This window comes from Dehalobacter sp., assembly GCF_030063005.1.
Taxonomy (GTDB): domain Bacteria; phylum Bacillota; class Desulfitobacteriia; order Desulfitobacteriales; family Syntrophobotulaceae; genus Dehalobacter; species Dehalobacter restrictus.
The window spans coordinates 67,224-79,377 of the sequence record NZ_JAPDHR010000012.1 but is presented as its reverse complement, the minus strand read 5'-3'; the positions used below and the strand labels follow the sequence as shown (position 1 = coordinate 79,377).

At 39.7% G+C, this 12,154-nt stretch carries 16 protein-coding genes; 5 read left to right on the top strand and 11 right to left on the bottom strand.

The annotated features are described in order from the left end of the window. Positions 1-328: 328 nt before the first annotated feature. On the bottom strand, positions 329-1,423 hold the full coding sequence (locus OKX56_RS03365) for a hypothetical protein (protein WP_287895645.1): 1,095 nt from the start codon (positions 1,421-1,423) through the stop codon (positions 329-331). A 310-nt stretch (positions 1,424-1,733) separates the two neighbouring features. Between OKX56_RS03365 and OKX56_RS03360 the strand changes: the two genes are divergently transcribed. Continuing rightward, a complete protein-coding gene (locus OKX56_RS03360) occupies positions 1,734-1,901 on the top strand; it encodes a hypothetical protein (RefSeq protein WP_287895644.1) in 168 nt (55 codons plus the stop codon). 82 nt (positions 1,902-1,983) lie between these two features. Beyond that, positions 1,984-2,850, top strand: coding sequence for a hypothetical protein (locus tag OKX56_RS03355; protein WP_287895643.1), 867 nt, complete (start codon positions 1,984-1,986; stop codon positions 2,848-2,850). Here the strand turns inward: OKX56_RS03355 and OKX56_RS03350 are convergent. The 5 genes from OKX56_RS03350 to OKX56_RS03330 form a co-directional block, all read right to left on the bottom strand. Beyond that, on the bottom strand, positions 2,822-3,331 hold the full coding sequence (locus OKX56_RS03350) for a S24/S26 family peptidase (RefSeq protein WP_025205879.1): 510 nt from the start codon (positions 3,329-3,331) through the stop codon (positions 2,822-2,824). The two genes, OKX56_RS03355 and OKX56_RS03350, sit on opposite strands and share 29 nt — an antisense overlap. Further along, on the bottom strand, positions 3,313-4,176 hold the full coding sequence (locus OKX56_RS03345) for a hypothetical protein (RefSeq protein WP_242836928.1): 864 nt from the start codon (positions 4,174-4,176) through the stop codon (positions 3,313-3,315). Before OKX56_RS03345 ends, OKX56_RS03350 begins: the two co-directional genes overlap by 19 nt. 54 nt (positions 4,177-4,230) lie before the next feature. Then, positions 4,231-4,407, bottom strand: coding sequence for a hypothetical protein (locus tag OKX56_RS03340; RefSeq protein WP_158407247.1), 177 nt, complete (start codon positions 4,405-4,407; stop codon positions 4,231-4,233). A gap of 67 nt (positions 4,408-4,474) precedes the next feature. After that, on the bottom strand, positions 4,475-5,602 hold the full coding sequence (locus OKX56_RS03335; protein ID WP_025205881.1) for a radical SAM protein: 1,128 nt from the start codon (positions 5,600-5,602) through the stop codon (positions 4,475-4,477). 2 nt (positions 5,603-5,604) lie between these two features. After that, on the bottom strand, positions 5,605-5,871 hold the full coding sequence (locus OKX56_RS03330) for a PqqD family protein (protein ID WP_287895640.1): 267 nt from the start codon (positions 5,869-5,871) through the stop codon (positions 5,605-5,607). A gap of 177 nt (positions 5,872-6,048) precedes the next feature. Between OKX56_RS03330 and OKX56_RS03325 the strand changes: the two genes are divergently transcribed. Further along, positions 6,049-7,140 (top strand): DUF4352 domain-containing protein, encoded by a 1,092-nt coding sequence (locus OKX56_RS03325; protein ID WP_025205882.1) that lies wholly within the window; start codon positions 6,049-6,051, stop codon positions 7,138-7,140. Positions 7,141-7,347: 207 nt separating this feature from the next. Here the strand turns inward: OKX56_RS03325 and OKX56_RS03320 are convergent, their stop codons facing one another. Both OKX56_RS03320 and OKX56_RS03315 read right to left on the bottom strand, forming a co-directional pair. After that, the gene (locus OKX56_RS03320; protein ID WP_025205883.1) at positions 7,348-8,769 is read right to left on the bottom strand and encodes a hypothetical protein; all 1,422 of its coding nucleotides are present in this window, start codon (positions 8,767-8,769) and stop codon (positions 7,348-7,350) included. Between the two features lie 2 nt (positions 8,770-8,771). Then, positions 8,772-9,335: a hypothetical protein gene (locus OKX56_RS03315; protein WP_025205884.1), complete on the bottom strand. Its 564-nt coding sequence runs from the start codon at positions 9,333-9,335 to the stop codon at positions 8,772-8,774. A gap of 195 nt (positions 9,336-9,530) precedes the next feature. Here OKX56_RS03315 and OKX56_RS03310 point away from each other — a divergent pair, with 195 nt between their 5' ends. Further along, on the top strand, positions 9,531-9,896 hold the full coding sequence (locus OKX56_RS03310; protein WP_015045206.1) for a hypothetical protein: 366 nt from the start codon (positions 9,531-9,533) through the stop codon (positions 9,894-9,896). A 100-nt stretch (positions 9,897-9,996) separates the two neighbouring features. Here OKX56_RS03310 and OKX56_RS03305 read toward each other — a convergent pair whose 3' ends face one another. From OKX56_RS03305 to OKX56_RS03295, 3 genes are all read right to left on the bottom strand, one after another. Beyond that, positions 9,997-10,338, bottom strand: a complete 342-nt coding sequence (locus OKX56_RS03305) for a HepT-like ribonuclease domain-containing protein (protein ID WP_015045207.1) — start codon at positions 10,336-10,338, stop codon at positions 9,997-9,999. Next, complete coding sequence (locus OKX56_RS03300; protein ID WP_242871541.1) at positions 10,328-10,618, bottom strand: nucleotidyltransferase family protein; 291 nt, start codon at positions 10,616-10,618, stop codon at positions 10,328-10,330. Before OKX56_RS03300 ends, OKX56_RS03305 begins: the two co-directional genes overlap by 11 nt. 155 nt (positions 10,619-10,773) lie before the next feature. Beyond that, positions 10,774-11,643: a DUF3102 domain-containing protein gene (locus OKX56_RS03295; protein ID WP_144020306.1), complete on the bottom strand. Its 870-nt coding sequence runs from the start codon at positions 11,641-11,643 to the stop codon at positions 10,774-10,776. 280 nt (positions 11,644-11,923) lie between these two features. On the opposite strand from OKX56_RS03295, the gene OKX56_RS03290 reads away from it, so the two are divergent. Next, entirely contained in the window at positions 11,924-12,154 is a 231-nt protein-coding gene (locus OKX56_RS03290) for a DUF1659 domain-containing protein (RefSeq protein WP_015045210.1), read from the top strand.

Here is a 12,154-nt window from a genome sequence, read left to right as displayed (position 1 = left end):
TAATTACATGAATACTAGAAAATTTGCTTGTCAAAAATAAACATCTCAAGTATTCCAAATATATAAGCTTTCTGAATTAAATGCAAATGGATATAAATAATATACCATTTACATAATAATATGGGCAACATATATAAACCAGAAGCAGGGTATACTCAGCTGCGAATCGAAGAAAGTCTTAGAGCTTTGATAAACGGCAAAAACACGGCAAGAATTCGGAAATCAATAAAATAAAGAAAACACCTTAATGGTGTTTGGCAAAATGGGTCTTTAGTGAACCCTACTATACCAAGGTATAGGCGTTTTGTTTAATAGGCCTTCAGCGCGGTTAATATGCTCCTTGTGCAACCTTCAAGATGTTTCCGGTATTAGGAGAAACATAGTCAGCATCGCATCCTAGGCCAAAATAAAAGTGCCCATTCAGTTCTTCAAATGATCTGGCAAAGGTATCGGTATTGAATCTAAATACCTCAGTCCAATTTTCGAGGTCACTCGATTTGTAAATGATATTGGTGTAATTTTTGGATGCGGTTTTGATAAAAGTTAAGACGTAAATTGAAGAATCTCTATTCAGAATATCTGCCGGAACCGCCGAAGTCTCAGGGAAAACAATTTTTCTTGATTTATCCAACGAAATGGCAGCATACATCGAATTCGGCTTCCAATTCGAAGCGATCCTGTTTTGACAAATAAATACGAGCTGATTATGAAATACAATGTTCTTTTTGAGGTAGTAACCATACCGAAGGTCTATTCCAGGTGCAAAATATTTTGAGTAAAGTTGTATTTGCGCATTATCACCATCTATCTCCACAAATCTGGCATAGTTCCCACTGTTTCCTGCAAGCTCCGCTGGGGATAAAAAAAGCATTCTTCCTGCGGCATAGAGCTTTCCACCCAATTCAAATAACGATATCCCCCAATTTCCTGTAAACAGCCAGTTTGATGCATTGCCCGGGACTTGGCTTTGCCATGAAACCCCCATATCTTCTGATACTAAGACCTCTCCCCAACATGTTCCTGTTGTACCTGTGACCGTATAAAGTTTACCATGAAAGTAAGCGATATCAAAAACATGAGCTGCCTGAGGAACCGTTCTGTATTTTATCCAGCTATTATTACTTCCTATGGCATAAATATTTCCAAAATTCCAGTCGTCTCTGGCGTCTATCCCTGGAATGAATAGCTTACCATTAACTACTCTGAATACGTTTATTTCTTCTTCATCCACAGTAAAATGCGTCACAAATTTACTTGTTGCAGGGTCAAAATAAATAACTGGAATTGGGCCTGAGCTTGTATTAAAATCTCCATGCCCTAGATATATATGCCCGTTAAAGACTTGCATATCCCAGACATTTTTTGCAAAGGTTGATTTTGTGAACGGACTGCCCAATATTTGGACATTACTCGTAACATCCATAGGATAACCTTCCTTATTATATATTTATTACATTATATGGTATGATTTCCAGCTTGTTCTACATTGAGATGACTAACAAATTGATTCTGCCGGTTACTGCATTTTTTTAAATGGCAACTGCAAAGCTATGGCTATGGGGTAGACGAAAAATATTTATGAAATTAGATAATTCCATCCTTGCCAAATTGAATTCCATGTATTATTCTTATTATATATAAATGTCTATTTTTACAATTACACAGTAATCATTTGTCATTAACAATTTGTTAATTTTCGTTTAAGCTGTTTTTACTTAGAGAGGATGATCCGAATGAAAAAAAACTATGTCAAACCTGAAGGTGCGATTACTTCATTACGACCGGAAGAAAGATTTGCCGGAGGTTCCTTTTCCACGGAAGACTCAAAGAAATTAGCAGAAGATACTTTTGGTAAGATTTTATCTGCGATTGGTCTTGGCGACGGTATCAAAGGTTTTTAATATCCGTATTGTAAAGTAATATTTTAAGAGCCTGACAGAATGCCAGGCTCTTGTGTTATTTATAGGATCGGAGATTTGCTTGATGCGCTATGATATCGCGGGATTGATTATCGACTTTCAAACTGATTTAAAAAACATGCCCGAAGAATTTACGTTTTACGTATCTGAATCTGATGGAGCTGCGGACTGCGAGGTGGATTTCCTGCAATGTTCCGAGGTGTCCCCTCCTCAGGGAAGGTTTCTATATGAAGACGGTTTAAAATGGTATACTCACGATGAAAATGAAGATGGATTTTCCGTTTATCTTTCCACCCCGCTCTACCCTTTCGGGCCTGTCTGCAAATTAACGGCTGCAGAGGACTGGCGGCAGGTATCTATCGAATACATCAAGGATCTCTCCGACCAGCAGCTTGCAGTTTTTAAGTTTTTCAGCAATATTGTGATCCGCAATCTGATTCTACTCCATCAAGGGATTATTCTCCATGCTTCCGCGATCAAGTGGCAGGATAAAGGAATTGCATTTACCGCTCCGTCCGGAACCGGAAAATCGACCCAAGCTCAGCTGTGGGAAGCCTATAGGGGGGCTGCTGTCATCAATGATGACACCCCGATATTGAAACGATCTGTAGATAAAATCACCATCCATGGCACTCCCTGGTGCGGTTCGAGCCATAAACATCGGAATAACAGCGCCCCGCTGCAGGCGATATTTGTACTTGAACAAAGTGAGGAGAACAGGCTGCGCAGGCTCCGGGAGCCGGAATTATCCTCCTGCCTGCTGCCCCGCTTTCTTTTGCCTTACCATGACCGGCGTTCAATGGATCTGGCACTCGATCACATCGCCTGCATCATGGCTTCTACCCCTATCTACCTTTTGCAATGCCGACCGGATCAAGAAGCCGTCGACCTTGTGCATAAAGTTATTTTGAATGAATTGGACGCAGGATAATATTCAATATTTTAACAATAATCGGTATACGATCAATGATTTTTAGGATCAAGGGTCTAGCAGGACGCATTACCATCCATATCTGGGATATAAACCGATATCCAAACGAATTGCATTCAATTGTTTTTCCCTTTCTGATCACTGAAATAGCAACTCCCAGAACATTATCTTGATTTATTGGACCTTCAATCCATGTCTGAGCATCACCAAACATATAGTAATTATTTAGGTTAACATGATGGATCCGATGCAAGACATGGGTCCCATCTTGTCGGACATATAGGACAATATCACCTCGTCGAAGTTTCTTACCTGTGACATCCGCCAGAAGCACTTCGTCCCTTCTCCCTACAAGCAAAGGATACATACTTAACCCTTCAATAGGCAATCTCAGCAGATGCCCTTCAGCTAAAATAGGCAGCAACGCATTTGACCATACAATAGCCGGAATAAAATTTCGGTTTATTGTTTTTTCAGGCATTCCTTCACCAACTCTACTGATTCTTGGTTTGGCAGACAATTCAATAGATAACAACTAACTTTTCCTACAATTCTTTGAATCGTATCTAAGTATTGATCCATCAATCTTTGGTTCCAAGGCAAAAGAAAACATCTTGCGGTAAGCCGCAGAAATGCTTCCTGAAAATCAAGCTTTATAATACTGTTCTCTTGAGACTGCTGAAGAAATACGATTGCCCCAAGAGGGACGCTGGCATTGATAAATTGACCCGATGTACCGCACCATGGAAGGCCATAGACTACCGGAGTATCATTATTAATCCTACAGGCAGTAACATCCCCATCCAAAACCGGTGTTTGATACATTTGCTGCCATAAGAGGGTATGTGTAGTTTTTCCGGTATCTGAAGGCGCAGGGAATACAATCCCCTTATCCTGCCAGATAATAGTGCTGGAATGAATAATTAAACCATTTTTTTGTGCCAATGCTCCAACTAGTAAATCGCGTAAAGATGCTAAAATTCCATTTTTAACTTTTTGAATAATCTCTTCATTATTTGGATTATTATACTCCGAATTAATATATATTTTATACGTTGACCAATCCTTAGATGTTATGCTGTAAGCTTTTCTATCTCCGCTAATATTTAAGATATTTCCGTTTATTTCATATATTTTATTCTTAGGTGTTTCCATGATCAATTGAGCCCCTTCAACAGAAATATCCTGATGTTCCTGAAAAATAACCTGGCATTCGATATCAGGTTCTCCCTCTTTAGTCGTAAATAATTTAAAGTTTTCATGTATTGCCCAATCAGGAGCCAATATATTTATTATTAAATCTCCAATAGAGAACTTTGGCATCATTTATCCCCTTGTAATTAAAAAAGACACACAATGTGTGCCTTTTTTGTTATTGATTTATTTTGGTCCTTTTTGTTCACCAAATGCAGCATAAGATGAACCAGTTGGAGTCCAATCCGTAACATTGTCAATGCAGCCTACACCAGCATTTCCCTTGTTACAATCAGCAAATACACTTTCAAACTGAGCATACTCCTTGGCATCAAGCATTGGCTTAGTATATTCTTTTTTCATAGAAAACACCTCACAAAAAACATATAACTAAATTCAAACTATCATATAATCCAAATTCTGTCTAGTCCTATTTTAATTTTTTACGTCGTTTCGACCGCTCTTGTGCAATTTCACAAATGTATGATGAAATTTTGTAAAAAGAACCTGACTCTGATTGAAGAATTGCTGGACAGTTGGAGCATTGTCCATTTACATATTCACACTTCATACATTCCTGTGGGAGTTTTATCTTCTCAAACAAAGTTGGCAACCGGTCCCAAGCAGATTGAAACCCCTCTTTAAAAGGTAATGTGTAAGGACTGGTGAACGAACCACATGGAAGCATTTTCCCATCCCAGGTAATCCAGTACATTGATTTTGCTGCAAGACAAGTAAGAATTTGAGGAGGAAGATGAGAATGCTCTAGTGCATGAATATAATTATCAGTATCCATATTTTTTTCCAAAGCAAATTCTGTTTCACTATTTAGAGATCGATAATATTCCCCGTTCTCTTCAGCTAAATCAAATAACTGAGCTGGTGTTAGTCTGCAGTTTTCTGCATCGGAACAAGCTCCACGCACAGCCTTATTCACTTTTGTATTAATAGCAAAGCGTCTGGTGTAACGGTTAGCTATCTTACGAAGGGCATTTAATTCATGCCGATTGTCCTTAATAAAAGTTGTACGAACTTCGAGAACCGTTGGGATATCTGCTAACATTTCCAGACCGCTTATTGTATTGTAAAATGCTTCCCGGTTGCCGCAAATAGACTGATATGTTTCGGGAGTAGCCCCGTACAATGTTACATTTGTCGCAGTAGGTGGATATTTCTTAAAAAGTTTAAGTATTTCACTATTGATAAGTGTTGCATTGGTATTTAACGTAATAATAAATCCCATCATGGTCAACGCTGAATATATCTCTGCAAAATCAGGGCGCAATAGTGGTTCCCCGCCGGTAATCAATAGGTTTAGTGTTCCAGCTTGAATGGCTTCTTTTCCAAGGGTAATCCACTCATCAGCGGTCTTTTCCCTGCCGATAAGATCTATCTGCGCTTTATCCAAGCGTATATAGCACATTTTACACTTTAGATTACATCGAGCCGTTAATTCAAAAGTCCCACCCAAAGGTACATGTCTTTGGGCAGCATATCCTGCCAGGGTCATTTCCGAGCTTTCCCACTTCCGGGCAATCTCGTTATTATTATTCTCCATATTTATTCCTCCAGCACTCCGCTTTCACGGGCACTCTGAATAAAATCATCCAGGTCCGCTTTGGCTGTGACCTCATCGATTTCATATTCATCCAAAATAGAAGTCAACAATTGATTGTAAGATATATCTTCGGTCAGACACCGCCAAATAAAATTCCCTGTATCGTTAAGCGTCATAATCCCCTTGAATTCAATAACACGTTCCCCGACTGGAACGACAATATAACAATCGGCAATTTCTCTGACCAAATACCCTTCTTTGGTTTTCATAATGCTTATCCTCTTCCCTATCATTTAATAGTAAAATTTCTTTATTTATATTTTCTATAATTTATTGTATTATAACATAAGAATTATATCTGGAAATAGTTATTTAAAACAATGTCATAATGGTTCATCAAGACCTGAAAACGATATATCTTGAAAGGTAAAAAAGGGGAGGAAAAAATGAAAAAACTAACAGGCCTCTTATTAATCATCGGAATGTTTTTTATTGCCGGTTGTGCCAATATTCCCAGCCCGGAATCAACGGTAACCTCCTTTATTGAGGCCGGCAAGAAGTTTGACTTACCCCAAATGGCTTCGATAGTGGATCCAACAGACTCAAACAGTAAAACAAAAATTTTAGATCTCATGAGGGATGGCGAAGACGGTAAAAGCCAGTCTCAAAAATATTTTTTGGACTATTTCCAAGAAAACGCGGCGAAAATTACATACACTGTAAAGGAGCCGAAAATAGAAAATGATCAAGCTACCCTCACTGTTGATATAAAGTATATGAACGGCGAACCCCTTCTTAAGGCAGTGCTGCAGGATGTATTTACTGAAGCTTTTACTTCAGCCATCACAGGTTCTGAGATAAAGGACGAAGAAATAGAACAAATGCTGATGTCTGCCATGCAAAAACACAAGGCGACTATTCAAGAATCTTATGTGGAAAAATCTATCAATGTTCAATTAATCAAAGTTAATCGCCACTGGTATATCTCCCAACCAAGTGATGAGCTCTTAGATGTTTTTCTGTCTAATTTCATTTTGGTTACCAAGGAATTAAACAAGAATATCAATTCATCTTCTGATGGTGCCGGTCAGGGAACAAACAGCTTCATGGAACAAGCTAAAAAAGAGAACTTGACTATTATCCCCAAAGCTGTTGGCGATGAAATCATCCTTACCTCGATTAAACTCAGAGTGAATCATGTAGAAGAAAAACAAACAATCAGCTCAAAATATAGTTATGACAGAGCCGCCAAAGATGGCGCGAAGTTCGTGATCATTAATGCCGACGTCACCAACATGACTAACAAAGCATTCACCTTTCCGCCTGATTTAATCGTGGTCGATCATAAAAACCGCGAGTATAAGACCTATGCCGACAGCACGAATACCATTGACAATTATCTGGATTACCGGGAACTTTCTCCGGGCATCACAGAAAATGGGAATTGGGTATACGAATTGCCAGCAGACGCTGAAAGTTATAAGCTTTACGTTAAAAAATCAGGAACCAGAGAGCTTTATGAGATTTTATTGAAATAAGGTTGAATCAAGCCAAATTCTGACTTTAGCAAAATGTGATTGCTTTTCTCTGGTATATACGATTTCTTAAGTTTTTTAGAGGCCCTCAGAAGGGCCTCATTTTTCTTTTTGGCTATACTGCATTTACGCCATACATACAGGTTGCTGAACGAGCCAGTTATCTGTCAGCCCATTAAACTTGGTTCGTAAACTGGGTTTCTAGCGAAGTTACATTGCTACAGTTCTTCCAGTTTCAACCCAGTTTGTTCCATCGGTACAGACGAAATTAACCACAAAAACTTTCGATGTGGTTGCACCAGTTGCTAATGTTCCCGTTGTCTTGAAGTTTGTCCCCCAGGTTAAGGTATATGATGTTGTCCCGCTAGTGGTAATAATAAAGCTGCATCTTTTCCCGGCGTAGCCACCTGATGCATTAAAGGTACACGTGCCGCCAGGAGTTATTGTGAAAACCTCGGAATCGGTCATTGTTACAGCAATTGTTCCGGAAGTTGCTAGAGCTATCGGGCTATTGCCTTTGTATTGGCTAAAATAAACAGAATTATTAAGTTTCTTCAGTACGGGGTTTCCTTGTGTGTTTACCTGGAAATAATCGCTTCCAATAAATAAATCTGAGCTATAGAAATCGACATAAATTCCTGCGCCAGCAATTTGAGTACTAGCACCATAGAATCGCCTAAGCGTAGGCGATCCTGTTTTAGTATTGTTTCGCATTAGTACTGATTTGATAAATATTTTGGCATCGGTATCAATTTTAATAAAACTGTAATCGGAAAAATTTGAGATATCAAAGGTATTAAATACAGCAGTTATAACATCGAAACAGATTGTGCCGCCACCTACATAGATCATTCCGTTATAATCAACATTAGCAACATAACCTTCAAAATGGAGGCTGTTAAATTTTAGATTGTCGCAGACTACAGTTACCAATCCTTGGTCATAATAACCATGTTCTATATTAAGCTGACCTATGATACCATCAGTATACCCCCTAAGATAAACACCACAATCAGCAGATAGTTTTGTTCCAGCGTTGTAATCGTCCCAGTTTACCAGATACACATTTGAAATATAGCAACCGGTATTTCCAAGACCTCCAAGCCATAATCCTGAATGATTAAATCTGGTTATTCTAAGATCACGGATTGTCGTACTAAAAACATTGTAGTTGTTACTATCACTGTTAAATATTCCGTCTGAGTTATTTTCAAGGTAGAGCCGTTCGATTACTGAACCATCCTGAACAGTTGATCCAACTTCAAGACCAGTAGCTAAAGGTGATGATGGTAGACTACTATGTCCAATATATAAATCAGCAATATGGCAAACGCCGCCGATATAAACAACTGGTTTTGTTAAAGTATCTTGAATAATTTTAGAAGTCAACCTGTCTGCGCCAAGTACGGTTTTTCCTTCAAAATTTAAAGTATCTGTAATTTTAAAAGTTGTGTTAGCTGGCATAAATAGACAATCGTAATTTGTAAGTATTGTAGCTAGTACAGCATAATCATCTGTTACGCCATCGCCGATTGCCGCAGTTAAGGGAGATGGTGGATATAAAGGGTTGATGCCACGACTATTTGAAATAGATGATGCCTCGTTTGCCTTTGCAAGCGAAATAATATTCATTTTTATGCCACCACCCTTCCTTTAGCGGTTACATTTCCACCTGCTACAGCCTGTAAATCCACGAAGACGGAGGATAAACCAGTAATATCAAACTGCCAGATTTCGCCCGTTCCTGTCGTACTAGAACCAGTGGACAGATCAGATAATCTTACACCCATAATCGCCCTGTCTGTTCCGCTTGGGCCTCTTCCGATGAAGGCAATGGTTCTGGATGTTGATGTGCCGTATATCTCAACCGTTAAAGTCTTGTATCCACCGACCGTTAGAATTGTTCCGTCTGCCGCTACTATTGCAGCATTGTGGAAGGTTACATCGTTCGCTAAACTCCCAATTATCGAAACCCCATTATTTCCAGAGTCTATTCCGACTTTCCCAATTATATTTGACCCCGTTGGAAGTGAATCAGTTACCATAACTGGCATAGGATTAAGGTACCAAGATGAACCGTCAAAAATGAATACTTTCTTTGTATCAAGTTCGATAAATTTCGAGCCTGTTGTAACGTTAGTAGGTTTTGTGTCAGAAGATAATCCTAGAAATTCCCTGGTAATCTGTGTGATTGACATTTGAATTTACGCCTCTCTTTCTTTTTTTAAAGTTAGAAAATGATACTTTTTTTAATTTGAACTTCCAATAAGATAATCCCCCCCTTGTTTTTTGGTGACGACTATAGGTTAAGTATAATTTCTTCAGCCTTAAATAATCGGCAAAAACTCGGCAAAAATTCGGAAATATTTAAGCCCCCTAATGATAGAGGGCATTTGGATGCAAACTGGGTTTTTGCTGGTTTTCTAATGATCATAGGAATTATGAAGCAAATAATACAGGTAATAGAACTTTTTCCCTTCATCAGACCGGTGCTTCCGGAGATCAATCCGAAAATTTCTATGCTGGTGTCTGCCATGCAAAAATACCAGAAAACAATTCAGGAATCTTATGTGGAAAAATCAATCGATGTTCAATTGATTAAAGTTGACCGCCAATGGTATATTATCTGGATTACCGGGAACTTTCTCCGGGTATCACAGAAAATGGGAATTGGGTATACGAATTGCCAGCAGACGCTGAAAGTTATAAGCTTTACGTTAAAAAATCAGGAACCAAGGAGCTTTATGAGATACGATTAAAATAAAACATTCTCATAAGGACAAGCTGAACCAGGGTGACGTTACCTCAAAAAAATTAAAACGCAGCTGTGTGTATTTCAGGCTGCGTCCCTACTTGTTGTTATTCAAATCTATTCAGCAGATCTTCAAGCTGTCTCATTAAATCCGGAATTTCTTTTTGCGATAAATTCCAAATAAGCTCCATTCTTAATTCACCATATCCATGTGCTACGATGTTTCTAAGATCAATAATCTTTCTCCACTGAATATCCTTGTACTCCGTCCACAACTCTCTTGTCAGGGCATTAGCATGCTCACCTATATTAAGAAGCGACATTGCCGTTGCCTTCTGGAAAATATCGCTTTTGAGAAACCCTTTTTCACCGATTTCATTTGTATACCGTATAACATCTTTGCATTCGGATATGATTTTTTTCAGTAGTTGAATATCCCTATGCTTCATAGATTCTTACCTTTTTGTCAATAGTGATGTAGCTATTCTCTTTAAGAGGTCCGGCAACTACATCCACTTTGGTGTTCAATATATCCTGAATATCGAGCTTAAGTCCTGACACATCAAATAAACTTGCAACTTTTTCATCAAAGTATACAAGCAGGTCTACGTCCGAATCGTCTGTAGCCTCATCATTTGCATATGAGCCAAATAAATCAATATAAAGTACCGGATATGCAGATGCAACCTGACTAACTACCTCTTTTATATCTGTAATAGTCACGCTCATCACCTCTGTATTTTATGGTAATGCTTTCTTTGATTCAATTATATCCTAATAATTGCCAACAGTCAAAAAGTCCATAATTAAGGCCATTGATGACAATCAATATCAGGAATTAATAAACCAGTTAAATAATTTGCTCACTTTCCCACCAGAATAAATTAATAATTTTTATTCCACAACGTATCCCTCGTCCACTGAATCAGAGACTCATAGACATTGTTCTTATAAGCGACAAAGGTATCCGGATCGTCCGCACCGATCTGCTCCAGCTCCCACTTCAGTTCCTTAATGGTTCTTTCCAGGTTCTCGTAAAGAAAAGCGATTTTATTGGACTTCACCTTGACAGAAGCGCTGTCGAGGTCCTTTCTCAGCCGGTCGACGAAGCCGTAAGATGTGCTTTTTTTGAGCGAATCCAGCTCATTCTGCTGCTTACCGCTCTTTTTTTCGAGCTCGATATTGGCATTATACAACGCTTGCGCATTCTTGCTCAGATTGGTGTTCGCCTTGGTCAGCCGTTCGTTCTTCTCCTTTTCGTCATCCAGGGCTTGCCGGAGTTCCGCTTTCTGCTCCAAGGCCTTATTCTTTTCCTGCTCTGCCTGGGTCCGTTCATCAACCGCCTTTTGCAATTCACGGGTAGACATGTCTACGATATCAATTTCTGCGATGAACGCTTTCCGTTCCTCCTCCGGGACGCCTAAGAGGATGTATGCCTGCGTATAGCTTAGATTCGGAATTTCCTGCGATTGTTCGCCGGCGCTCTGGGCAAGGGGCTGCTTGTCGCCGTAAGCTTGGTAGAGACGCATCATTTTTTCGGCCGTGCTCTGGGAGTAGTTGACCGACTCCTTCAGCCATTTGCCCCATCCCCCATAGGGGATCAGCTTCTTGGCCTCCGTCAGCCGCCGCCCAATCTCGATGGTATTGGTAAGCACGATATGATTGGTCTGGTATTTGATCAGGTTAATCTCAGCCGCGATTAAATGCGGCGTACGTTCTATCATCACATCGTTCATGTCTATCAAATGGCTCATGACAGCTTCAGGTCCTCGCTTTCAATTTCTCCTCACTTACAGAATATGAGGACAGGCTTACAAATGTGAAAAACCTCCTATAACAGGGTTGTCCAAGAATCTGAGGCGCCTCAGATTCTTGGACAACTCCGGCCGGCGGCTGATATTAAGGTTAGAGCAGAAGTGTCACTTTTTTAATATATGCCTCCGGGGGTAACCGCCGGATATACTTCACCATAAACTATATTAGACAAGCCGTACAAGCCCGGCCTGTCAATCCTGAGGAAAGGAGCTGAGGGCAATGGCAGCGATAGCGGTCTCTCTAAATTCGATACTTGCTGCGCGCTACCAGACCGGGGGGACTACACCCGCCGGCGACCCGGAGATCAAAAAGAAAAGCATCAATTATGTGAAGCCTGATGCCGCGGTGCAGGACCTCTTCGATGTGATAACAGCCTTATACGGTCTGAGCCAGAATCCGGTATCGAATGTGCTGCTGCAGAAGAATTACGAATTGATTGACGAAGAATAA